The organism is Vibrio intestinalis, from assembly GCF_025195085.2.
GTDB classification, from domain to species: Bacteria; Pseudomonadota; Gammaproteobacteria; order Enterobacterales; family Vibrionaceae; genus Vibrio; species Vibrio intestinalis.
The window spans coordinates 1-22,575 of record NZ_JANAVY020000013.1; the positions used below are offsets into that span (position 1 = coordinate 1).

The window sequence follows — 22,575 nt, forward strand, 5'->3', positions numbered from 1 at the left end:
GGCTTTAAATTTAGACTCAAGAGTCTAACCAGTGCGGAGCGGTAGTTCAGTTGGTTAGAATACCGGCCTGTCACGCCGGGGGTCGCGGGTTCGAGTCCCGTCCGCTCCGCCACTTATTTCAGACCTCAGCAGAAATGCTGAGGTCTTTTTCGTTTTGAAGCAAATGATTTTAAGCCCTGCCAGTTTTAGCAGGGCTTTGTTGTATCTGGAAGCGGGGTTAGTTATTTAGGTGCTGATGTACGTATTGACGAATATAGGTAATGACTTCTTCTTCAAACCACGGATTCTTTTTAAGCCATAGAGTGTTGCGTGGGGATGGGTGAGGTAGAGGAAGATAATTAGGTGCCCAGCGTTACCACTCACGCACTGTTTCGGTGAGCGTTTTGGGCTTATCTTGTCGGTAATGATTTTGTGCGTACTGGCCAATGAGCAGCGTCATACCGATATTAGGAAGCTGTTCTAGGATCTTTTCGTGCCATAGTGGAGCGCACTCTTTTCTTGGCGGTAAATCGCCGCTGCTACCTTTTCCCGGATAGCAAAGACCCATCGGCATTATTGCTATCTGCTTAGGGTCATAGAACTGCTCTGGTGAGAGTTGTAGCCACTTACGAAGCCTGTCACCGCTAGGATCATTCCATGGAATCGATGATTGGTGAACTCGTATTCCAGGCGCTTGGCCAACGATTAACAACTTCGCCTCTGGGCTTGCTTGAATTACTGGATTTGCGCCCAAAGGGAGTTCTGGCTCGCACCGCTTACACGCTCTTACCTGCTGCAATAACTGCTCTAGCATTAATAGCCTTTCTCTAAATCGACTTCATGCAATAAATGGAAACCGTCAGTGAGACGATGGTAGTTTTCAGCAAAGATCTCTATCACTGATTCTGGTTGACTGAGTGCTGATATGTGCGGAGTAACCGTAATTCGTTTGTCCTGCCAAAATGGGTGCGATTTTTGCAATGGCTCAAGTTCAAATACATCGAGAAAGGCATGTTGAATGTTACCCTGATCCAACGCTTCCAATAGGCTCTTTTCACACACGACACTGCCTCTGCCTACGTTGAACAGTAGAGCGTCATGGCAGTGATTAAATTTGTCTTGGTTTAACAGATGCTTTGTTTCTGGTGTGCTTGGTAGTGTGTTTACCAGAATATTGGCGTGCACCAATGCACTATCTAACTCTTGTACGTGGAAGGTTTCATCAAACGGAGAGTTGAGTGTCGGAATGCCGCTACGATTAACGCCTAGCGTCTTGATCCCAAATGCTTTGGCGACTTGAGCCAGGTATGAGCCAATAGACCCCGTACCTAGAATGACCATTACTTGATCTTTTATTGGCTTATAAAGGCGCGGATGCCATTTTGCTTGTGTTTGATCTATCGCATATTGGTTTAAGTCTCGGTAGTGTTGGAGCAAATAGCCTAAGACATACTCAGATATTTGCTGGCCGAAGATGCCCTTTACATTGGTCAGTAGAACATCGCTATGATTTAACTTTGGTACAATCGTATCCACTCCTGCGTATATCGATTGTAGCCACTCTAGACTCTCAAATGCTTCAATCTGCTCCGCGGCTTTTGGTGGTGAGGCCAATAATATGGTCGCTTGCGCCTTATTAGTTGTTAATTCTATATTCGGCAGACTAAGCTCATTGAAGAGTTGCAGGTACTTGTTGTCATTCTCGGTCAGAATGTAGAGCTTATGGGTGAAATTGTTCATCAGCTTTCCTTTTTTCCGTTCTGGTTATCAAGTACACTTCCGCTGTATTTTTCTTCAATTAACGAGTCCCTATGCTACAGAACCCGCTCCAACTTCGCCTTGAGAAGTTAGAACCTTGGAAACAGATTACCTTTATGGCTTGTCTGTGTGAACGTATGTACCCTAATTATGCAATGTTTTGTGAAAGTACCAAGTTTGCTGAGGCGAGAATTTATCGTGACATCCTTGATTCAATCTGGGAGCAGTTAACGGTTAAAACGGCCAAGGTTAACTTTGAGCGTCAGTTAGAGAAGCTAGAAGAGATCATTCCAACGTCTGAAGATTTCGACTTTTACGGTGTGTATCCAGCGATTGATGCTTGTGTATCTCTATCGACGCTATTGCACGGTTTGCTTGATCGCGATGATCTTATGGATCGTATGCTGGAAGTTAGCCAACAATCTGTGATGACTGTAGCGCAGCTTGAAGAAGCGCAAACAGGTGAAGAAATTACTAATAGCAACCAGAAAGAAAATGAAGCGGTTTGTGAAGAGTGGGATGTGCAATGGGCTATCTTTAGACCATTGAAAGAGGCTCAAGAGCGCGATATTGAGTTGATCAAAGATTTACGTGCTGAGCTGAAAGAAGAAGGCGTGAGCAACATCGGTATTGCTCTATAAGCAGAATAAAAAAGGGAGCTTCGGCTCCCTTTTAGTTTACCAAGGCTAAAGAATTATTTATTCTCTTTAGCGTCGCTATCTGGTTTGTCTTGCTCTTCGTCGTCGTCACGGCTTTCGATTACACCATGGCGTTCTTTCCATTTTTCCCAACGCTCGAATGCGAGCTCTTGCATGTCGGTCGCGCGGTCAGCTTCGTCGACAATCTCTTCGCCAATTAGGTGCTCGAAGATATCTTCAAGAGTTAATAGGCCTTGAACTGTGCCGTACTCATCTACCACCATTGAAAGCTGTAGACGCTTCGATAGCATTTGGTCAAAGGCTTTCGGTAATGACATGGTGTTTAGAATCACATGTACAGGGCGCATCACAGCACCTAGCTGTTTGTCACCACAGCCCGATTGTTGCAGCTTAAATAGCTCTAAGCGGTGTACAAAGCCGATGATGTTGTCATTCGATTGGCTATACACCAATGGACGAGAGAAAGGCGTATCACGGTGCTCGACCAAAAACTCTTTAATGGTCATTTCAGCATCGACGCGGAAAACCACTGGGCGCGGCGTCATCACCTGAGTGACAGGTACATCTTGAATACCAAGTAGGTTACTCAAGATTTTCGATTCGCCTTCAGCAAACTCACCACTCTCTTTGGCTAGAATTGCCATTGCTGAAAGCTCGTCACGCATTTTTGGTGCTTCATGGCCGCGCGCTAGACGTTTCGTTATTTGCTCGGAGAACCAAACGAACGGTGTCAGTGCCCAAACCATCCAACGTAGGACGCTAGCGGCTGATGGCGCTAGTTGACGCCAGTAAGTTGCACCAATCGTCTTCGGTACGATTTCAGATAGAACGAGGATACCTAGGGTAAGTACGCCTGAGAACACACCTAGCCATTCACTACCAAATACCACAGCAGCTTGCGCACCCGCAGTAGCAGCACCAATGGTGTGAGCAATAGTGTTTAAAGTCAGAATTGAAGCAAGAGGGCGGTCAATATCTTGCTTTAATGCTGACAACTTATCTGCAGCAGGATGGCCATTTTGGCGCATTTGAGCCAAGTAACTTGGAGTAATACTTAAAAGTACAGCTTCAAGAACTGAACAGATAAATGACACGCCAATCGCGACAGAGACGTATATTGAAAGCAGTAACATGTTGTTCCTATAAAGTAGTCACCACGACCTAACTTTGCTGCGCATACACATTCTATCAATGAATAAAATTGGTGTTTCGCTATGCCTGGGCATTATTGGTGTGAGTATTTTGTATTCGCTTAAGCCCCGTAATATCAGGCTTCACGTAGCTCTAGCGATTTATAAATAAGGTTAAATTGGTTGAAAAACAAGTATTCATTATGACTCACAAAGTAACAAATTGTGAGTTATTACTCATATTGTGGTTAAAAGTACGGCATTGAAGCCAAAGAATCGCTACAAACCTTTGCCAGATGGGGCATTTATGTTTTAGAGTGAGTTGAATTCGATAACACATGAGAAGGGAAACCTAATGAACAAGACCCAATTAATCGACTTTATCGCAGAGAAAGCAGACCTATCTAAAGCTCAAGCTAAAGCTGCTCTTGAAGCAACTCTTGAAGGCGTAACAGGCGCACTTAAAGAGGGTGACCAAGTTCAACTAATTGGTTTTGGTACATTCAAAGTGAACCACCGTGCTGCACGTACTGGCCGTAACCCTAAAACTGGCGCAGAGATTCAAATCGCTGCTGCTAACGTTCCTGCATTCGTAGCTGGTAAAGCACTAAAAGAATCAGTGAAATAATATAGAGTGCACCGAAGCGATTACTGCTTCGGTGCATACTTAAACCCCTATGAAAAAATTTCTTCTACCTTCACTCATCACCTCTTTTCTTCTTGGCTGTTCTTCTAGCCCAACCGATTTATCTTTAGAGCAACTGTCGCAATATTCTGGCGGCCAGAGTATGGGCGATGCGACCAGTATGTACTGGTATACAGAGCGTCTGACTTTGCCTGTTACAGCGGCAGACTATGTAACGGTTGGCGATTACGGTTGGTACAAGAGTAACTACCGTTGGGAAGGCGGCAGCGTAAGAGAGCTAATGCGTGAAGGCGAGCAACTTAAAGATGATCAAGGACTCGTTCCTTACAGCATTCACGTTCGATTTAACCAAGAAGGTGAAGCGGTTTACCAGCAGTTTCGCATCGATGGTAAAGTGTTACCGCTGAAAGCCGCCAAGCTCGATCAACTTATCCAAGAAGCCCAAGCCGTGGCGAGAAAAACTAAGCAGCAGGATAAAGCTGGTTTAGAGTTGATGCAGGGTTATTGGGATGGTTCTACTTTTGAAACATGTGATGGCCGCAGCTACTCTAGTATCGAGTTTAATCAGACGTTGCCAAGTTTCGTCGTTTCACGCCTTGAAGGCATTGATAACTATCTGACTTTTGTTGGTAGTGGTCGTGTGAACCGAGTGGTGGTGAATGACTTGCTGATGCTGGCTGACGACGATCAAGAATGTATCGAGCGTCCGCAGCTGATCGAAGATTAAATTCTATTGAATAGATAATAATAAGGCGCTCTCATGAGCGCCTTATTTGATTTTGATGACAGGCGATTAATTACGCCTTGTTTTCACGCTCAATCGCACGGTAACCGATGTCATTGCGGTGGAACATACCATTCCAGCTAATTTGCTTAGCAAGCTTGTATGCACGTTGCTGAGCCTCTGAAACGCTATTGCCTAGAGCTGTGGCGCACAATACGCGGCCACCGTTGGTCGTTACATCGCCAACAGCGTTATTAGCAGTACCAGCGTGGAACACTTTTTCACCTTCAACTTCGGTTGTCGGTAGACCAGAAATAACGTCACCTTTGTCGTATGCAGCAGGGTAGCCGCCAGCCGCAAGTACGATACCGATCGAAGCGCGAGGATCCCATTTAGATTCAGCTTGGTCTAGCTTACCTTCAATTGCTGTCAGGCAAAGCTCTACAAGATCTGATTCCATACGCATCATAATTGGTTGCGTTTCTGGGTCGCCAAAGCGGCAGTTGTATTCGATAACTTTTGGTGTGCCGTCTTTATCAATCATTAGACCTGCGTATAAGAAGCCTGTGTATGGGTGACCTTCTGCAGCCATACCTTCTACCGTCGGGTAGATGACTTCGTTCATAATACGGTTGTGGATCTCTTGAGTAACAACGGGCGCCGGAGAGTAAGCCCCCATACCACCAGTGTTAGGGCCTGTATCTTTATCACCTACGCGTTTGTGGTCTTGGCTTGTTGCCATTGGTAGAACGTTCTTGCCATCTACCATTACGATAAAGCTTGCTTCTTCGCCATCAAGGAACTCTTCGATAACGACGCGGCTGCCTGCTTCGCCAAAGGCATTACCTGCTAGCATATCTTTGATTGCATCTTCTGCTTCTTGCAGAGTCATCGCAACAATTACGCCTTTACCTGCCGCTAGGCCATCGGCTTTAACCACAATCGGAGCGCCTTGCTCACGAACGTAAGCGAGTGCCGGTTCGATTTCAGTGAAGTTAGCGTATGCGCCCGTTGGGATGTTGTGGCGAGCTAGGAAGTCTTTAGTGAAAGCTTTTGAGCCTTCTAGTTGCGCTGCGGCTTCTGTTGGGCCAAAGATAGGTAGACCAGCTTCACGGAACGCATCAACCACACCGATAACCAATGGTGCTTCAGGGCCAACGATAGTTAGCTCGATTTTCTTCTCTTGTGCGAAAGCGACAAGTTCAGAAATTGCTTCAACGTCGATGTTTACGTTTTCAAGCTTTGGCTCAAGTGCTGTACCTGCGTTACCTGGCGCAACGAATACAGTTTCAACGTTTGGGTTTTGTGCTGCTTTCCAACCTAGTGCGTGCTCACGACCGCCGGCACCAATAATTAGTACATTCATTTTATTTATCCTTTGATAGCTGCGCCATATTGCTAATCTCTGTGTCGAGCATGTTATAAACTCCGCGAGCTCTCCTTGACCTTATCAATATGGCTTTGCTTTAAAATGAAAATTTCTAAATCTAAGAGTATTTCAAATTAGCTAAATTAAATAAGTCTTGCTCAAAGTAGTTGGTGATGTGGCTAGGCAGCAATTGAGCCCATCCCCGGGAGCATAGCCTGCTATGTGACCGGGGTGGGCGAAAGCAGCTAACGACGCCACAGTGCCAAATACGAAGAGGAAATTAGTGGCGGAAGTGACGCATACCGGTAAAGATCATCGCCATGCCATGCTCATCTGCTGCAGCGATAACTTCGTCATCACGCATTGAGCCACCCGGTTGAATAACACATTTGATGCCCGCTTCTGCAGCCGCATCGATACCGTCGCGGAATGGGAAGAACGCATCTGATGCCATAACACAACCTTCAACCTGTAGACCTTCGTCAGCCGCTTTAATACCTGCAATTTTCGCTGAGTAAACACGGCTCATTTGGCCTGCGCCAACACCGATAGTCATGTCACCTTTCGAGTATACGATCGCGTTAGATTTCACGTACTTCGCTACTTTCCAGCAGAATAGAGCGTCTTTTAACTCTTCAGCTGTTGGTTGACGTTTAGAAACTACTTTAAGGTCATCTTCAGACACCATGCCTTGGTCACGGTCTTGAACCAGTAGGCCACCGTTAACGCGCTTCACATCAAAACCTGTTGTTTTGGTTGTCCACTCGCCACACTCAAGTAGTCGAAGGTTTTTCTTAGCCGCAACGATTTCTACTGCTTCAGCAGATACAGAAGGTGCAATAATAACTTCAACGAATTGACGTTCAGTGATAGCGGTAGCCGTTGCTGCGTCTAGTTCGCGGTTGAATGCAATGATGCCGCCAAATGCAGACGTTGGGTCTGTCTTGAACGCACGGTCGTAAGCTTCAAGGATGTCTTTACCTAGAGCTACACCACATGGGTTTGCGTGTTTAACGATCACACATGCTGGCTCATCGAACTCTTTCACACACTCAAGTGCTGCGTCTGTATCAGCGATGTTGTTGTAAGAAAGGGCTTTACCTTGGATTTGGCGAGCAGTCGAAACAGATGCTTCTTCAGGGTTAGCTTCTACGTAGAAGGCTGCTGCTTGGTGGCTGTTCTCACCGTAGCGCATGTCTTGCTTCTTCTCGAACTGCTGGTTGAAAGTGCGTGGGAACTTGCTTTCTTCGTCACCTTCTTTGTTCTCACCGTAAGATGGAACCATAGTGCCGAAGTAGTTAGCGATCATGCCGTCGTAAGCTGCTGTGTGCTCGAATGCTGCGATAGCAAGGTCAAAACGAGTCTCTAGCGTTAGAGATTTGTCATTTGCGTCCATTTCTGCAATCACACGCGTGTAATCACCAGCGTTTACAATGATAGTTACGTCTTTGTGGTTTTTGGCTGCAGAGCGAACCATTGTTGGACCACCGATATCGATGTTCTCAACAGCGTCAGCTAGAGTACAACCTTCTTTGGCAACGGTTTCAGCGAATGGGTATAGGTTAACGACAACCATGTCGATTGGTTTGATGCCGTGCTTTTCCATCACGTCATCGTCTTGGCCACGACGGCCTAGTACACCACCGTGAACTTTCGGGTGAAGCGTTTTAACACGGCCGTCCATCATTTCTGGGAAACCAGTGTAATCTGAAACTTCCGTTACTGAGATACCTTGCTCTGCTAGTAGGCGAGCAGTACCGCCGGTAGACAAGATGTCGACACCACGATCAGCGAGTGCTTGAGCAAACTCAACAATACCTGTTTTGTCTGATACGCTGATAAGCGCGCGGCGAATTGGACGAGCGTTATTCATGCTTCCGTTTTCCTCAAATTCACGAATTAAAAGATGTTTGCCAAAAATGAACTTGTTTCTACATATTGAAGTAGAATATTGGCCAGTTTTGGTAAAGACCTTTACTCGAACTCTTGAGCATAAAATAAGCTCTGAATTTGATGGCGCACATTCTAACTAATTTATTACAAAAAAGCTCGCGCAATCGTTTGGCATCTCAAAAATAATTGTGAAAAAGGCCATCTTTGGCTTTAAAAGTAACGAGATAGTTAATAGGGAAAGTTATGTTTCAGATAGGCGAACTGGCAAAACGTTGTGGTGTGACAACCGATACACTGCGATTCTACGAGAAAAATACCCTCATTAAGCCCGCTGGTAGAAGTGAATCGGGTTACCGACTCTATAGCGAAGAAAATCAAAAGCAGGTGGCGTTTATCCTCAAAGCGAAAGATTTGGGGTTAAGCTTAGAAGAAATCAAAGAACTGCTAGAGATAAAATTAGAAGCGACAGAACACAGCTGCGCTGAAGTAAAGGCGATCACTTCGGCTAAGTTAGAGGTGATTGACGCTAAGATCGCAGAATTAACCAGAATTAAAGTGGCACTTACCAAAATTAATGATGCGTGTTGTGGTGATGTGGATGATGATGCAAGCCATTGTTCCATACTTGGCGCATTAGCCAGTGAAGAAACACATCATGATGGTTCTTGCTGTAACTAAGATGGGTTTGAACTAACTTGCGCGGAGAATACGTGCCTTGGTTGGTGATTGAATTTTTAGGTCGGGTAGGCTGCTATGGTAAATAGTTACCTGATCTCGGCCAGTACGTTTTGAGTAGTACATGGCTTTGTCTGCTTCAACCAGTAGCGATTTGACTGAGCTAACGTCTTCATTGAGTTCAGCTACGCCAATGCTGACGGTCGGATGAATCGTGTGGCCGTCCACATGACATGGCGTATCAGTGATCGATTGGCGAATGCGCTCGGCGATGTCATAAGCTTGAATTGCATTGGTGTTGCTAAGAACAATACCAAACTCTTCCCCACCTAAACGCCCGATATAGTCAGAACTGCGGATCAGCCCTTTACAGATTTGAGCAACTTGAGCGATCACAGCATCACCAGAGAGGTGGCCAACGAGATCGTTAATCTCTTTAAAGTGATCGATATCTACCATCAAGCAAGCTAGGTTATGACCATTTTGGCTATTTGCGTTGAAGTCTCGCTCAAGGCCATTGATAAATGCTCGTCGGTTTAAGACGCCGGTCAGTTCATCGGTTTCAGACAGTTTTTTCAGTTCTTTTTCGAGCAAATGGGCTTTAGTTACATTACGAACTGACCACATCACTTGCTTATTCTCAGAGCTAGAATCTACGAACTTGATGATGGCTTCAAACCAACTCTCTTCTGGGTGTTCTAGCTGCTGAATTTCTTCAATAGGTAGCAGAATATGGTCATGCAGTTTTACGCTATAACGCACGACTAGAGTCTCTTGGCTTTCGATGACACGATCGATATGGCGTTGGAGCTCTTGTGCTTTGCTGGTGGAGAAAACGTCACTGAGGTGCATGCCAATATAACTTTTGGCATCAAATGAGTCTGAATGGTAGTTGCCACCAAAGCTATCGACATAGTGGCCATGCTCGTTTAGCAAGAAGACATGATCTGGCAGAGCGTTGAGCAGAAAATCTAACCACTCCTCGCGACTTTGAGTCATCATGAATTACATCCTTTACGAACATCGAAACAGTCATTTTATCTAATTAGGTGAATATGGCAATTATGTTACTTCACATAATAAGTAATTATTTTCATTGACTTAATTTCAAATGCTTTAACAAACCAGTTAAATTATGAGCTTGGGTTTATATCTAGTGAAACGATCTCCCTTAGAATATCGTGCTAGCCCTTGCTGCTTGGGCTGGTGGGCTGAAACTATAAAAACAACAAGGCCAATAGGCTTGGCCTTGTTGCATGGCTGGCTTACGCCATTTCCATCACAATACGGCCTGTGATTTCACCTTTTTCCATGTCAGCAAAAATATCATTGATATCTTCTAGCTGTTTCACTTCCGTTATGGCTTTTACTTTGCCTTCAGCTGCGAACTGTAGACACTCTTGTAAGTCTTTTCGTGTACCTACGATAGAGCCAATCACCTTAACGCCATTCAAGACGGTGTCGAAAATAGGAATAGGCATTTCTTCAGGTGGAAGGCCAACAAGTACACATGCACCACCACGACGAACGGCTGCATACGCTTCTTGGAAGGCTGGTTTAGATACAGCAGTACAAACTACGCCATGAACACCGCCAGATGTGATTTCACGGATACGCTCTGAAGGGCTTTGCTGCATAAAGTCGATGCAGTGCTGTGCGCCTAACTTTTTAGCTAGCGCCAGTTTATCTTCGCCTGTATCTACAGCAATAACATTCATGCCCATCGCGACTGCGTACTGAATCGCTAAGTGGCCTAAGCCGCCTGCACCTACAATCGCGACCCACTGGCCAGGTTTTACGCCCGTGACTTTAAGAGCCTTATATGTGGTTACACCTGCGCAGAACAGCGGTGCAGCGTCGACATAACTAAGGCCGTCAGGAATTTTTATCGCATACTCACCGTTTGCTAGGCAGTATTCCGCATAGCCACCATCGACAGAGTAACCGGCGTTATGTTGGTCTAGACATAGTGTCTCTTGACCCTCTAGACAGTAATCACAGTGACCACATGCGCTATATAGCCATGGTACGCCAACACGATCACCTACCTTCAGGTGGTGAATCTCACTGCCAACTTCAACAATTTCACCTACGCCTTCATGGCCAGGTACAAGTGGCATTTTCGGTTTTACAGGCCAGTCTCCGTGGCAGGCATGTAAATCGGTATGGCAAACACCACACGCGTGGATTTTTACTAAAACATCACGCGCTTTTACGTTTGGTAGTGGAATGTCTTTAATGACCAATGGGCCTTTAAATTCACTAACTACTGCAGCTTTCATCATCTTTCTTCTCCGTTTGGTTAATGAAAACGATAATCATTCTTGATCGATAATGTGCTACAAACATTGATGTGAGTCATAAAAAAAGTGCTACAAAAAGTAGGGTTTATTGGCAGGGAAACTTATGAGTGGGGTAAAAAGCCCATGACACCTTACTGTAAGTGGAGTGAGCGTATACAGCAGGCATAAAAAAACGCGCTTGAAATAAGCGCGTTTTTTGGAACTCAAATAAGGCTGATTAGTTCATGCCGTATTTTTTTAGTTTCTTACGAAGAGTACCGCGGTTGATACCCATCATAGTTGCTGCGCGAGTTTGGTTACCGCGAGTGTACTGCATGATGGTGTCTAGTAGTGGCTGTTCAACTTCAGCTAGAACTAATTCGTATAGTTCTGTAACTTCTTGGCCGTTTAGTTGTGCCAAGTAGTTTTTAAGAGATGCTTTAACAGAATCACGTAGTGGTTTTTGCGTGATTTGATCTTGTGAAGTTACTGTTGTTACTGTTAATGCTTCTGAAGTCAGATTTTGTTCGAACATATTCGGTCTAGCTCTTCTCGTAATTATGGTGCAACGTTATCAAAATAACCTTCGAGTGCTTCAAGTTGCAGCGGGGCTGCATCGATAGCATTGAAGGTACGGCGAAACTCATTTGCTTGTTCATGCTCTTTTAGGTACCAACCCACATGCTTACGAGCGATGCGAGGGCCTAAGTACTCTCCATAGAATTCATGTAGAGCAACAACATGAGCCAGCATTATGTCTTTCACTTCCTGCACAGGAAGATCAGGCATAGCAGTGCCGTTTTCCAAATAGTGTTGGATTTCCTGGAAAATCCACGGACGACCTTGGGCAGGGCGTCCAATCATCAAAGCGTCTGCACCGGTATATTCCAGTACAAATTTCGCCTTCTCTGGGCTATCGATATCACCGTTTGCGATAACCGGAATAGAGATGGCTTGTTTTACCGCTTTAATGTTGTCGTATTCGGCCTCTCCTTTGTACATACACGCTTTAGTTCTCCCATGGAGCGCTAACGCTTGTATGCCGCAGTCTTCGGCTAATTTAGCGATTTGGACACAGTTCCTATTCTCTGTATCCCAGCCAGTACGGGTTTTTAATGTCACAGGGACATCCACTGCATTGACTACCGCTTTCAGAATATCTTCGATAATTTCTGGAAACTTAAGTAGCGCAGAACCCGCCAGCTTCTTATTCACTTTTTTGGCTGGGCAACCCATGTTGATGTCGATGATTTGCGCACCGTTTTCAACACTGAACTGAGCCGCCTCGGCCATAAGCTGAGGATCAGAACCCGCAATCTGTACTGAGCGAATGCCCGATTCACCCTCGTGTACCATGCGTTGTTTTGATTTAGACGTATTCCATAGCTTCGGGTTTGCGGACATCATTTCACTGACAGCCATTCCCGCGCCATAGCGGAGACACAACTCTCGAAACGGTCTATCGGTGACACCGGCCATCGGGGCCACGATGAGATTATTCTTAAGTTGATGATTTCCTATTTTCAAAACGTCTTCACAGTTCTGTACCAGCAAGGGCGCGCATTTTACGCATTTTTTTACTGTGTGAAAAGACTATTATTTGAGCATTTACAAATTGTTTTGCTAATTTGCATAAATTTCAAACAATTAAGCTCAAAAACCTTATCTAGCCTTGCTTGCGACCCGAGATACGACACCACTCTGTTTGTGATGCGATAGGATCAATGTGAAGCTCGTCACGATAATAGGTGGCTACATCTTCAGCTTGCGTATCTAAAACACCCGACATAGCAAGTTGGCCATTTGGCTTGATGAGGCCCTTAATAATAGGCGATAGTTCGCGTAGTGGTGCGGCAAGAATGTTGGCAACAACCACGTCTGCAATGAGGCCTTCAGGTTGGTTTTCTGGAAGGTAAACTTCTAGTTGATCAGCAACGCCGTTGCGATCGGCATTTTCTTTTGAAGCCACTAGTGCTTGAGGGTCAATATCAATACCCACGACTTTTTCCGCGCCTAGTTTGATAGCGGCGATAGCTAAGATGCCTGAGCCACAACCAAAGTCGATTACCGTTTTACCGGTAAGGTCGATGCTTTCTAACCACTCTAGACATAGCGCTGTCGTTGGGTGAGTACCCGTACCGAACGCAAGACCTGGGTCTAGCATTACGTTGACTGCTTCTGGATCTGGTACATCGCGCCAGCTTGGACAAATCCATAGGCGCTCGCCAAACTTCATTGGGTGGAAGTTGTCCATCCACTCGCGTTCCCAATCTTTATCTTCAAGCTGTTCAACTTTGTAAGCGAAACCTTCAACGAGCATGTTGCTTGCTTTAATTTGCTCAACCACCCAGTTGGTGTCTGATTCAGCGTCATACAGCGCTAGGATATCCGTATCACCCCATAAGCGAGTTTCACCTGGCAGAGGTTCAAATACCGGGTTGTCTTTTGCATCTAGGAAAGTGACCGACAATGCGCCAGTTTCTTCCATTAGCATATCGCCGATTTGTTCTGCGTTTTGGTTCGTCGCGTTGAGTTTAATTTGAATCCAAGGCATGAGTATGAGCTCTTAATTGGGTTGAAAGTGTGATTGGCGGTGAGTGTAGCAGATCTTTGGTGAGAAGATAGCCAGAATAATTATCTGCTAAGGGCTCGGCTTGAGCTGAGCAGCTACTTGAGTTCTTTTTTCGATAGTGTAGATATAAAAAATGCTCACCAAGGTGAGCATTTTCTTAATCTTCATTCGATGAAATCGGCTTATTGCAGACCAAGTTTCTTCTCTAGGTAGTGGATGTTTGCTCCACCGTGTTGGAAGTTTTCATCGTTCATGATCGCTTCTTGTAGCGGCACGTTAGTTTTGATGCCTTCAACGATCATTTCGCCTAGTGCATTCTTCATACGTGCGATTGCTACGTCACGGTTCTCACCGTAAGTGATCAGTTTACCGATCATTGAATCGTAGTGAGGAGGCACTGTGTAACCTGTGTAGATGTGCGATTCCCAACGTACGCCCATGCCGCCTGGCGCATGGAAACGTTCGATCTTACCTGGTGAAGGTAGGAAGCGCTCAGGATCTTCAGCGTTGATACGACACTCAATCGCATGGCCGCGGATCTTGATATCATCTTGTGTAAATGACAGAGGTTGACCTGCAGCTACACGCAGCTGTTCTTTGATTAGGTCTACGCCAGTTACCATCTCTGTTACTGGGTGCTCTACCTGAATACGAGTGTTCATCTCGATGAAGTAGAATTCGCCGTTCTCATATAGGAACTCAAACGTACCAGCGCCACGGTAACCAATCTCGATACATGCACGAGTACAACGTTCACCGATGTACTTACGCATCTCTTCCGTGATACCCGGTGCTGGTGCTTCTTCAACCACTTTTTGGTGACGACGCTGCATTGAACAGTCACGCTCACCTAAGTGGATTGCACCGCCTTGGCCATCAGCAATCACTTGAACTTCAACGTGACGTGGGTTTTCTAGGAATTTTTCCATGTAAACCATGTCGTTGTTGAAGGCTGCTTTTGCTTCAGCACGAGTCATAGCGATAGCTTCTACAAGCTCACCTTCGCTACGAACAACACGCATACCACGACCGCCGCCGCCACCAGATGCTTTGATGATTACTGGGTAGCCGATACGTTTAGCGTGTGCTTTGTTCTTCTGTGCGTCATCATCTAGCGGGCCGTCAGAGCCTGGTACACAAGGTACACCAGCTTTCTTCATCGCAGTGATGGCAGAAACTTTGTCACCCATCATGCGGATTGTATCTGCTTTAGGGCCAACGAAGATGAAGCCGCTGCGCTCAACTTGCTCAGCGAAGTCAGCATTCTCAGATAGGAAGCCGTAACCAGGGTGGATTGCCACTGCTCCTGTTACTTCTGCCGCTGAGATAATGCGAGGAATATTTAGGTAGCTATCAATACCGCGCGCAGGACCAATACACACTGTTTCGTCTGCAAGCAGTACGTGTTTAAGGTCGCGGTCCGCGGTAGAGTGTACCGCTACAGTTTTGATACCTAGCTCTTTACATGCGCGAAGGATACGAAGTGCAATTTCACCTCGGTTCGCGATGACTAATTTATCTAGCATAGCTGGGCCTCAAGTTACTCGATAACAACAAGTGGTTGGTCGAATTCAACAGGTTGGCCGTCTTCAACTAGGATTGCAGTTACAACACCAGATTTGTCTGCTTCGATTTGGTTCATCATTTTCATTGCTTCAACGATACATAGCGTGTCGCCAGCGTTTACGCTTTGGCCAACTTCAACAAATGATTTCGAATCTGGGCTTGGAGAGCGGTAGAAAGTACCAACCATTGGAGAAAGAACTTGGTGACCAGCAGGTACTGCAGGTGCCGCTTCTGCTTCAACTGCAGGTGCCGCCGCAGGCGCTGCTACTGGTGCTGCAACTGGAGCAGGTGCTGCTGCGTATTGAATTGGAGCCGCTACAGGTGCCGCAGCGCCGTGACGGCTGATGCGTACCGATTCTTCACCTTCAGAGATCTCTAGCTCAGCAATGCCAGATTCTTCAACTAATTCGATCAGTTTCTTGATTTTACGGATATCCATCTTTTCTTTCTCTTTAACTTGTGAGTAAGACAACCAGTGCGGTTGTAGAGTGTTAGGTTACTTTGCCTGCAATTGTGTAATGGCAGCAGACAGAGCAAATTCATAGCCTTGCGCGCCCAAACCACAAATAACGCCCTGTGCTTTATCTGACAGGTACGAGTGGTGACGGAAGGGTTCTCGTGCGTGAACGTTGGATAGATGTACCTCGATAAATGGGATATCAACTCCCAATAAGGCATCGCGCAGTGCCACGCTCGTATGGGTAAATGCTGCTGGGTTAATAATGATGAAATCCACTTTGCCGTATGCGGCGTGGATCGCTTCAATTAACTCATACTCACGATTTGATTGAAGATGCTCTAACTCAACATCCGCTTGCTGCGCTTGCGTAGTCAACGTTGCGATGATGTCATCGAGCGTTTGTGAGCCATAATGTGCTGGCTCGCGTAACCCTAATAAGTTTAGATTCGGGCCGTTTAGGACAAGAATTCGAGACTTTGCTGACATTATGTTGCTATCTTCCTTTATCGTGAGTAGAACAATCATGTTCCCAAATATACGATAAATCAGCACGTTTTTTGTAATAAAACTGTGCGATTTTTTAAAAATCGTCCCAGATTATAGCTAATTCAGAGCAATTAGCAGCAATTTACTGGTCTAATCACCCATATTGGCATACAGAAAGTGTAACCGAGATAACAGAATTTTGCCGCTTAGAGGCAGAGTTAGTGATCTAGAGTGGAGCGCTGGCATGAAAAAAGCCGCCACGATGTGACGGCTTTGGATATTTGCAATGTATTAAGCTAATTCGGCTTTTTCTGCGATCAGCTTCTCTACTACGCTTGGGTCGGCAAGGGTGGAAGTATCACCTAAGTTGCTGGTATCGCCTGTGGCGATCTTACGTAGGATACGACGCATTATCTTACCGGAACGAGTTTTCGGTAGAGAGTCTGTCCAGTGCAGTACATCTGGCGTAGCAATTGGGCCAATCTCTTTACGCACCCAATTTTTCACTTCTTTATGCAGTTCAGCAGTTGGGAACTCTCCATCATTCAGCGTGACGTAAGCGTAAATTGCTTGGCCTTTGATATCGTGAGGGATACCGACAATCGCCGCTTCGGCAATTTTATCGTGTGCGACCAGTGCCGATTCAATCTCTGCTGTACCCATGCGGTGACCGGATACGTTAAGCACGTCATCCACGCGACCTGTGATCCAGTAGTAGCCATCTTCATCGCGACGAGCGCCATCACTGGTAAAGTACATGCCTTTAAAGGTCGAGAAGTAGGTTTGCTCAAAGCGTTCATGGTCACCATAAACGGTGCGCATCTGACCCGGCCATGAATCAAGGATAACCAGATTACCTTCGGCCGCAGTTTCTTCGATAATGTTGCCCATGTTATCAACTAGCGCAGGTTGCACACCGAAGAATGGACGAGTGGCCGAGCCCGGTTTTAGGTCGGTTGCACCCGGTAGAGGGGCAATAAGAATACCGCCAGTCTCTGTTTGCCACCAAGTATCGACAATTGGAGAGGCTTCGTTACCAATGGTTTTGTAGTACCACTCCCAAGCTTCTGGGTTGATTGGCTCACCCACTGAACCCATCACACGCAGGCTAGAGCGGCTTGTACCTTCTACTGCTTCATTACCTTTCGCCATGAGGGCACGAATCGCCGTTGGTGCGGTGTAGAGAATATTAACGTTGTGTTTATCGACCACTTCACTCATACGAGCGGTACTTGGGTAGTTTGGCACGCCTTCAAATAGAATGGTTTTAGCGCCGTTGGCTAGTGGGCCATAAATTAGGTAAGTATGTCCGGTAATCCAGCCCACATCAGCGGTACACCAGAAGGTTTCACCTTCTTGGTAGTCAAACACGTATTTGAACGTCATGGTGGCATACACTAAGTAGCCGCCAGTGGTGTGAAGTACGCCTTTAGGTTTACCAGTTGAACCAGAGGTGTAGAGAATGAATAGTGGGTCTTCGGCTTTCATCTCTTCTGGTGGGCAATCGGCAGAGACATTTTCTGTTGCTTCGTGCCACCAAACATCGCGATGTTCGTGCCAATCAATATCGCCACCTGTGCGTTTTAGAACTAACACTTTAGAGATGGTTTTCACTTCTGGGTTTGTTAGCGCTTCATCAACGTTTTTCTTCAGTGGTACAGCACGGCCGCCGCGCACGCCTTCATCAGCGGTGATCACGACTTTTGCATCTGAGTCGATAATACGGCCTGACAGTGCTTCAGGAGAGAAGCCACCAAATACTACGGTGTGAACCGCACCAATACGCGTACAAGCCAGCATGGCAACCGCTGCTTCTGGCACCATTGGCATGTAGAGACACACCACATCACCTTTGCGAACGCCTTGCTCTTTTAGGGCGTTGGCAAACAGACACACTTCTTTATGGAGCTCATTAAAGGTTAGGGTTTTATCATCAGCCGGGTCATCACCTTCCCAGATGATGGCAACATCATCACCACGCTCAGCAAGGTGACGGTCAATACAGTTAGCCGATACGTTAAGCGTGCCATCTTCAAACCAGCGAATATCGACATGGCCAGTATCAAACGATGTGCTTTTAACTTGAGTGAATGGCTTAATCCAATCAACGATTTTGCCATGCTCTGCCCAGAAACCCTCAGGGTCAGTCACTGACTGTTGGTACATGGCTAGGTAGGTGTCATTATCCGCGTGTGTGGTGGCTTTAATATTCTCTTTTACCGGATAAACGTGGGCTTCACTCATTGCTTCTCTCCTTTGAATTCAGTTGTCTTCTCATCGATGGAAGACATCCTAGTCATCAAGACTTGCGGCAGCGTCGCGAACATAGCTTGATGATATGCAATGCTATAACTGTCAATCACAGCGCCTGTTTCTACAATTAGACTTTAGGATGAGAGGCTGAACTTCGCGAACTTAGCGCAGGCTTAAATTGAGCGGGATGCCTCAAAATCGAGGCTATCGCTGATAAGGAAAGTTTAGACTTGGCAGATCGCCCTTGGTTAAGCGAACAAACACTAATGCTGCGGAAATCGCGTCTTGCAAGGCGTCGTGCTTATCTTGCAGCGGTAAATCGAGGTGTTTACAGATGGCATCTAAACTTAAGTCGAAATAGGCATTGGGGAGGTGCTGTTCTAATTTGTCATGGTAGATCTGGCTCACCTCAATCAGTGGGCTAGGAAGAGGGAATCCGAGCTGTTTACGACAAGCAATATCGAGAATCTTCTTATCATAACGAATGTGATAACCCACTAATGGACGATTGCCAATAAACTCAAGCAGCCGAATGAGGGCTTGTTTCTCATCAATGCCATCTTCAAGATCTTTATGGCGAATTTTATGGATGCGTACTGAGCCAGAATCAAGAGATTGCGGTGCTCGCAGGCGAACCTCAAACGGTTCGCTAGTGATGATTCGATTGTCGATGATTTTGGTTGCCGCAATGGTCACCAGCTCAGCGCGGTTAGGATCTAAGCTGGTGGTCTCACAATCTAGTGAGACATATTCATTTTTATTCAGCTTGCCGAAATAGGATTGATAGGGCGAGCCTTTGAGTTTGTAATGCCAATAACGACGTCGTAGCCAGTTCATCTCCGTACTCCTTAATCTCGGATTTGATAGTGATAACCTAAGAACTGTTTGAATTTCTTCACCACGTGGAAGCTATGACGTAGTAAGTCCCGCTCGCTACGCTCTAATTGGCTTAAATCGATTCGGTTATGACTGTGTTGATTGGAGAGTTGCTGGTTCAAGCGCAGCTTAAAAAACAGCTTCAGCGCTTCCGCAAGGTTGTCTGCGGTATCTGGTTCGAGGATGTTTTTGTTGGCTAAGGCTTCAATCCGGCAGAAGGTGTTTTTCTCGCGTAGGCCATATTCTAAGCTTAGCGCTCTTATGCCATGCACAATCGGGAAGATGCCTCCGCTTTTGACATCTAAGCCTTGTTTGTCCTTTTTTACGTTACCAAACAGGGTGAGAGGGATTGAAAAGTGTAGTGCTGGGCGCGTGAAATCTTGCAGTGTCAGCATGTTATTAAGCATGATTTTATGTAAGTGCTTACTGACTGGTAACAATATGTCTTTATTGCCTGCGACTGCATGAGCATCGGCCATGATAGCCAAATTCATTACCTGATCGGCGCTGGTGGCTTTCGACCATTGGCTAAGGGTAGTTTGCCATTCAGTTTGGGTTTTCACCCATTGCGGATTATTGACCATGACATTGCCCGGGCAAAGTGGGTAGCCGAGCTGCTGCAAAGTATGGGTAAGCTTTTCCATGATGGCTCCGCATTGATGCCACTCTAAGCCATCTTTAATGATCAGCGCGTTGTCCTGATCGGTTTTGAGGATTTGTTCTCCGCGTCCTTCTGAGCCTAAAACAATTAAGCAGCAATGATCATGCAGCGCTGGCGGCACAATCAACTCGAAGGCCTTTTCAATGATTTGTTCGTTAACGGCAGAAATCAGCTCCATGATGAATCGAGTACGGATGCCGTTGCTGAGTAAACTGTCGACCAATTGCCGCTGACGATTAGAAGCAATGGCTAACTCTTCAACGCTGCTGGCTCTGGCAATACTGAGTGTCAGTACATGAGAGTGAGTCGAGAACGCGCTGAGAATTTGCGTCATATCGAGCATGCCAATGGGCTGTTTACCATCACAAACCATGAGACGTTTCATGCGGTTGCGGGTCATTGTGATCATGGCATTAAACAGAAAATCACCATCATCAACATGCTCTACCGGAAAGGTTGCCACTTCTCCGACCGGAGTATCGAGCGGTAAGCCATCCAGCATTACCGCATGCAGCATATTGGTGCGAGTAATGATGCCGTAAGGTAATTCGTTCGGTGCTTTAGCTAAGCGCGGGTCGTCATTGGCAAGCTCAATTAATGCTGAGTCCAGTGCATTGGACTTAAGCTCTGCAGTCACTTGGTTAAGCGGTAGAGAGTGAGAGATGATCATCGGTGGATGATAAATATCACTATCTACTTTGGTTAAGATAAATTCGGCCAGATTTTTTTGTTGCTGCGCTGCCTCAAGCAGGGCCTGTCGCTTGGCAAGGTTGTTATCAAAGTAAGCAGCGAACTGGCCATTTTGATTGTATAAATCGACAAAAACCGACTTAGGCAGTAGATAAGCCAACGTATCTTCTAGCGCGATGTAACTGTGTTTTGCCTGCCCATCAAAGAGAGCGCGGACATCAAATAGATCATCATTGGCATAATGCGCAAAGATCTCTTTGCCGTCGTTAGATTGCTCCTCAACGGCACCTTTGATCAATATATGTAGGTGAGAGCTGGCGGAGCCAGATTGCAATATGGTCTCGCGTTCTCGAAAGTACGCCACGTCTAAAGAGGAACGCAATGATTGCTGTTGCGCCTCATTTAAGCGATCAAACGGTGGAGACTGCATATTGAATTTGTCTGGCATGATTCACCTTGAGAATAAATATCTGCAAGGTAAGTGTGGCAAATTTACTCGATGATTCCAGACGACTTTGGTCGAAAGGCCGCACGGAATGAGGAAAGGTCGGAACAGATAATATTCCCTTTTTATTCCTTAATTCTCAGAGGATAATGTTTGCCTTCAAGTGGTTGTATAAGAGGTCGTCATGCTTACCCCATCCCCATATGGTTGGATTTCTCAATATTTCATCGGATTTTTCTTTGCTTACGGTGTTTACCTACCGTTTTGGGCGTTGTGGTTTGAAGATCAAGGCGTATCGCCAACCGATATTGGTTTGTTAGTGGGTATTGGTTTCGCAACGCGTTGTGTAGCTAACCTTTTAATTACGCCACGTATTCATAAAGTTGAGCACCTGATGCCAGCATTGCGCTGGTTGAGCTTGGCGTCGTTAGCTTTTGTAGGTTTTCACTTTTTCACTGGCGGTAGCTTTTGGCTAATGGCACTGGCAACGGTGATGTTTAACTTATGCTGCGGCCCGATTGTGCCATTGTCTGATGCTATGGCGAACTACTACTCGCGCCTGAAAATGCTCGATTACGGCCGTACGCGTTTATGGGGTTCTATTGCGTTTATCGCTGGTTCGACTGTGGTTGGCTACTTGGTTTCCATCTACGGCAGCGACATGATTCTCTACACCGCATTTGCGGGTGTGCTGTTCTCATTGGTAGTGGGTATGCGTGCGACCAACCCAATGCCAGTAACAACCTCAGAGCAAACGGCTGAGCGTCCAAATCTACTTGAGTTGCTGTCGGATAGCTCGGTGATGAAGTTCTTATTACTGGTTGCTTTGATTCAAGGCAGTCACGCGGCTTACTACAGTTTTAGTGCGATCTATTGGAAAGAAGCTGGCCACTCGGAAGATATCATCGGTTACCTATGGAGCCTCGGCGTAGTCGCTGAAGTGGCAGTATTTGCTTTGAGTAAGCGTATGTTCTCAGGTTGGACGTTACGTACATTGTTCGTGGTGGCTTCGCTTGGCGTGGCAATGCGTTGGGGGTTAACGGCATCAACGACGGCGCTGGTCGCCTTGGTGGCGATTCAATTATTGCATGGCGTGACGTTTGCGATGGCGCATATCGCAGCAATTCAATACATTCAAGAATCGGATGAGCACAAGATGGTGGCGCTGCAAGCCTTGTACAACGCCATTCCGCTGGGTGCGTTTATTGCGCTAATGACGGCATTAAGCGGTTGGGGTTATGAAAACTGGGGGGCGAATGTGTTCTGGGCGATGGCCGCAATGGGTATCGCTGCGCTGTTTATCAAGTTGGATCGTCAACCAGCAGCGGCACAACCACTCAATAAAGCCGAGCCTGAAGCACAGAATTAACCTCAACTGATTGATATTTAATCATACTGTTGTTTAATAAAACCTCTCCCTTCGGAGAGGTTTTTTATTACTTATAGCTTTC

General features: G+C 46.1%; 20 protein-coding genes, 1 tRNA gene and 1 pseudogene. 6 read left to right on the forward strand and 16 right to left on the reverse strand.

The features are described 5' to 3' along the window. The first annotated feature begins 35 nt into the window (after positions 1 to 35). Positions 36 to 112: transfer RNA gene (locus tag MU515_RS14980), tRNA-Asp, on the forward strand. Positions 113 to 217: 105 nt separating this feature from the next. Here MU515_RS14980 and MU515_RS14985 read toward each other — a convergent pair. Together MU515_RS14985 and MU515_RS14990 are read right to left on the reverse strand one after the other, a co-directional pair. Then, a pseudogene (locus MU515_RS14985) lies at positions 218 to 793 on the reverse strand (uracil-DNA glycosylase family protein). Further along, positions 793 to 1,719 carry a D-2-hydroxyacid dehydrogenase gene (locus MU515_RS14990; RefSeq protein ID WP_260261229.1) on the reverse strand — a complete coding sequence of 309 codons (927 nt, stop codon included), beginning with the start codon at positions 1,717 to 1,719 and terminating at the stop codon, positions 793 to 795. The pseudogene MU515_RS14985 and the gene MU515_RS14990 overlap by 1 nt, the downstream one beginning before the upstream one ends. A gap of 71 nt (positions 1,720 to 1,790) precedes the next feature. On the opposite strand from MU515_RS14990, the gene MU515_RS14995 reads away from it, so the two are divergent. Beyond that, positions 1,791 to 2,378 (forward strand): YjaG family protein, encoded by a 588-nt coding sequence (locus MU515_RS14995; protein ID WP_260261230.1) that lies wholly within the window; start codon positions 1,791 to 1,793, stop codon positions 2,376 to 2,378. Positions 2,379 to 2,431: 53 nt separating this feature from the next. Here MU515_RS14995 and MU515_RS15000 read toward each other — a convergent pair whose 3' ends face one another. Further along, a complete protein-coding gene (locus MU515_RS15000) occupies positions 2,432 to 3,529 on the reverse strand; it encodes a CNNM domain-containing protein (protein ID WP_260261231.1) in 1,098 nt (365 codons plus the stop codon). 352 nt (positions 3,530 to 3,881) lie between these two features. Between MU515_RS15000 and hupA the strand changes: the two genes are divergently transcribed. Together hupA and MU515_RS15010 are read left to right on the forward strand one after the other, a co-directional pair. Further along, positions 3,882 to 4,154 carry a nucleoid-associated protein HU-alpha gene (gene hupA, locus MU515_RS15005; RefSeq protein WP_260261232.1) on the forward strand — a complete coding sequence of 91 codons (273 nt, stop codon included), beginning with the start codon at positions 3,882 to 3,884 and terminating at the stop codon, positions 4,152 to 4,154. Between the two features lie 49 nt (positions 4,155 to 4,203). Further along, complete coding sequence (locus MU515_RS15010; protein ID WP_260261233.1) at positions 4,204 to 4,899, forward strand: DUF1481 domain-containing protein; 696 nt, start codon at positions 4,204 to 4,206, stop codon at positions 4,897 to 4,899. A gap of 70 nt (positions 4,900 to 4,969) precedes the next feature. On the opposite strand, the gene purD is transcribed toward MU515_RS15010, so the two are convergent. Together purD and purH are read right to left on the reverse strand one after the other, a co-directional pair. Next, positions 4,970 to 6,262 carry a phosphoribosylamine--glycine ligase gene (gene purD / locus MU515_RS15015; protein WP_260261234.1) on the reverse strand — a complete coding sequence of 431 codons (1,293 nt, stop codon included), beginning with the start codon at positions 6,260 to 6,262 and terminating at the stop codon, positions 4,970 to 4,972. A 283-nt stretch (positions 6,263 to 6,545) separates the two neighbouring features. Continuing rightward, positions 6,546 to 8,138, reverse strand: a complete 1,593-nt coding sequence (purH, locus tag MU515_RS15020) for a bifunctional phosphoribosylaminoimidazolecarboxamide formyltransferase/IMP cyclohydrolase (protein ID WP_260261235.1) — start codon at positions 8,136 to 8,138, stop codon at positions 6,546 to 6,548. Between the two features lie 263 nt (positions 8,139 to 8,401). Between purH and zntR the strand changes: the two genes are divergently transcribed. After that, positions 8,402 to 8,836: a Zn(2+)-responsive transcriptional regulator gene (zntR, locus tag MU515_RS15025; protein ID WP_260261236.1), complete on the forward strand. Its 435-nt coding sequence runs from the start codon at positions 8,402 to 8,404 to the stop codon at positions 8,834 to 8,836. A 12-nt stretch (positions 8,837 to 8,848) separates the two neighbouring features. Here the strand turns inward: zntR and MU515_RS15030 are convergent, their stop codons facing one another. The 11 genes from MU515_RS15030 to MU515_RS15080 all read right to left on the reverse strand — a co-directional run bounded on the left by MU515_RS15030 (position 8,849) and on the right by MU515_RS15080 (position 21,127). Continuing rightward, positions 8,849 to 9,835, reverse strand: coding sequence for a sensor domain-containing diguanylate cyclase (locus MU515_RS15030; protein ID WP_260261237.1), 987 nt, complete (start codon positions 9,833 to 9,835; stop codon positions 8,849 to 8,851). Positions 9,836 to 10,098: 263 nt separating this feature from the next. Then, the gene (adhP, locus tag MU515_RS15035; RefSeq protein WP_260261321.1) at positions 10,099 to 11,115 is read right to left on the reverse strand and encodes an alcohol dehydrogenase AdhP; all 1,017 of its coding nucleotides are present in this window, start codon (positions 11,113 to 11,115) and stop codon (positions 10,099 to 10,101) included. A gap of 238 nt (positions 11,116 to 11,353) precedes the next feature. Further along, positions 11,354 to 11,650, reverse strand: coding sequence for a DNA-binding transcriptional regulator Fis (gene fis / locus MU515_RS15040; RefSeq protein WP_000462885.1), 297 nt, complete (start codon positions 11,648 to 11,650; stop codon positions 11,354 to 11,356). A 23-nt stretch (positions 11,651 to 11,673) separates the two neighbouring features. Beyond that, on the reverse strand, positions 11,674 to 12,642 hold the full coding sequence (gene dusB, locus MU515_RS15045) for a tRNA dihydrouridine synthase DusB (protein WP_260261238.1): 969 nt from the start codon (positions 12,640 to 12,642) through the stop codon (positions 11,674 to 11,676). Positions 12,643 to 12,781: 139 nt separating this feature from the next. Further along, complete coding sequence (gene prmA, locus MU515_RS15050; protein ID WP_260261239.1) at positions 12,782 to 13,669, reverse strand: 50S ribosomal protein L11 methyltransferase; 888 nt, start codon at positions 13,667 to 13,669, stop codon at positions 12,782 to 12,784. A 200-nt stretch (positions 13,670 to 13,869) separates the two neighbouring features. Beyond that, the gene (accC, locus tag MU515_RS15055) at positions 13,870 to 15,213 is read right to left on the reverse strand and encodes an acetyl-CoA carboxylase biotin carboxylase subunit (protein ID WP_260261240.1); all 1,344 of its coding nucleotides are present in this window, start codon (positions 15,211 to 15,213) and stop codon (positions 13,870 to 13,872) included. Positions 15,214 to 15,227: 14 nt separating this feature from the next. Next, positions 15,228 to 15,692, reverse strand: coding sequence for an acetyl-CoA carboxylase biotin carboxyl carrier protein (gene accB / locus MU515_RS15060; RefSeq protein ID WP_260261241.1), 465 nt, complete (start codon positions 15,690 to 15,692; stop codon positions 15,228 to 15,230). 57 nt (positions 15,693 to 15,749) lie between these two features. After that, the gene (gene aroQ, locus MU515_RS15065) at positions 15,750 to 16,199 is read right to left on the reverse strand and encodes a type II 3-dehydroquinate dehydratase (protein ID WP_260261242.1); all 450 of its coding nucleotides are present in this window, start codon (positions 16,197 to 16,199) and stop codon (positions 15,750 to 15,752) included. A 291-nt stretch (positions 16,200 to 16,490) separates the two neighbouring features. Further along, positions 16,491 to 18,443: an acetate--CoA ligase gene (acs, locus tag MU515_RS15070; RefSeq protein ID WP_260261243.1), complete on the reverse strand. Its 1,953-nt coding sequence runs from the start codon at positions 18,441 to 18,443 to the stop codon at positions 16,491 to 16,493. 213 nt (positions 18,444 to 18,656) lie between these two features. Then, entirely contained in the window at positions 18,657 to 19,289 is a 633-nt protein-coding gene (locus MU515_RS15075) for a 3'-5' exonuclease (protein ID WP_260261244.1), read from the reverse strand. A gap of 11 nt (positions 19,290 to 19,300) precedes the next feature. Next, a complete protein-coding gene (locus MU515_RS15080) occupies positions 19,301 to 21,127 on the reverse strand; it encodes a DUF294 nucleotidyltransferase-like domain-containing protein (protein WP_260261245.1) in 1,827 nt (608 codons plus the stop codon). A 181-nt stretch (positions 21,128 to 21,308) separates the two neighbouring features. Here MU515_RS15080 and MU515_RS15085 point away from each other — a divergent pair, with 181 nt between their 5' ends. After that, complete coding sequence (locus MU515_RS15085) at positions 21,309 to 22,493, forward strand: 3-phenylpropionate MFS transporter (RefSeq protein ID WP_260261246.1); 1,185 nt, start codon at positions 21,309 to 21,311, stop codon at positions 22,491 to 22,493. Positions 22,494 to 22,575 lie beyond the last annotated feature (82 nt).

Bases quoted from the DNA above. Each gene is read 5' to 3' on its own strand.
- MU515_RS14990 (WP_260261229.1), bottom strand. From the start codon at position 1,719: ATGAACAATTTCACCCATAAGCTCTACATTCTGACCGAGAATGACAAC.
- MU515_RS14995 (WP_260261230.1), top strand. From the start codon at position 1,791: ATGCTACAGAACCCGCTCCAACTTCGCCTTGAGAAGTTAGAACCTTGG.
- MU515_RS15000 (WP_260261231.1), bottom strand. From the start codon at position 3,529: ATGTTACTGCTTTCAATATACGTCTCTGTCGCGATTGGCGTGTCATTT.
- hupA (WP_260261232.1), top strand. From the start codon at position 3,882: ATGAACAAGACCCAATTAATCGACTTTATCGCAGAGAAAGCAGACCTA.
- MU515_RS15010 (WP_260261233.1), top strand. From the start codon at position 4,204: ATGAAAAAATTTCTTCTACCTTCACTCATCACCTCTTTTCTTCTTGGC.
- purD (WP_260261234.1), bottom strand. From the start codon at position 6,262: ATGAATGTACTAATTATTGGTGCCGGCGGTCGTGAGCACGCACTAGGT.
- purH (WP_260261235.1), bottom strand. From the start codon at position 8,138: ATGAATAACGCTCGTCCAATTCGCCGCGCGCTTATCAGCGTATCAGAC.
- zntR (WP_260261236.1), top strand. From the start codon at position 8,402: ATGTTTCAGATAGGCGAACTGGCAAAACGTTGTGGTGTGACAACCGAT.
- MU515_RS15030 (WP_260261237.1), bottom strand. From the start codon at position 9,835: ATGATGACTCAAAGTCGCGAGGAGTGGTTAGATTTTCTGCTCAACGCT.
- adhP (WP_260261321.1), bottom strand. From the start codon at position 11,115: ATGAAAGCTGCAGTAGTTAGTGAATTTAAAGGCCCATTGGTCATTAAA.
- fis (WP_000462885.1), bottom strand. From the start codon at position 11,650: ATGTTCGAACAAAATCTGACTTCAGAAGCATTAACAGTAACAACAGTA.
- prmA (WP_260261239.1), bottom strand. From the start codon at position 13,669: ATGCCTTGGATTCAAATTAAACTCAACGCGACGAACCAAAACGCAGAA.
- accC (WP_260261240.1), bottom strand. From the start codon at position 15,213: ATGCTAGATAAATTAGTCATCGCGAACCGAGGTGAAATTGCACTTCGT.
- accB (WP_260261241.1), bottom strand. From the start codon at position 15,692: ATGGATATCCGTAAAATCAAGAAACTGATCGAATTAGTTGAAGAATCT.
- aroQ (WP_260261242.1), bottom strand. From the start codon at position 16,199: ATGTCAGCAAAGTCTCGAATTCTTGTCCTAAACGGCCCGAATCTAAAC.
- acs (WP_260261243.1), bottom strand. From the start codon at position 18,443: ATGAGTGAAGCCCACGTTTATCCGGTAAAAGAGAATATTAAAGCCACC.
- MU515_RS15075 (WP_260261244.1), bottom strand. From the start codon at position 19,289: ATGAACTGGCTACGACGTCGTTATTGGCATTACAAACTCAAAGGCTCG.
- MU515_RS15080 (WP_260261245.1), bottom strand. From the start codon at position 21,127: ATGCCAGACAAATTCAATATGCAGTCTCCACCGTTTGATCGCTTAAAT.
- MU515_RS15085 (WP_260261246.1), top strand. From the start codon at position 21,309: ATGCTTACCCCATCCCCATATGGTTGGATTTCTCAATATTTCATCGGA.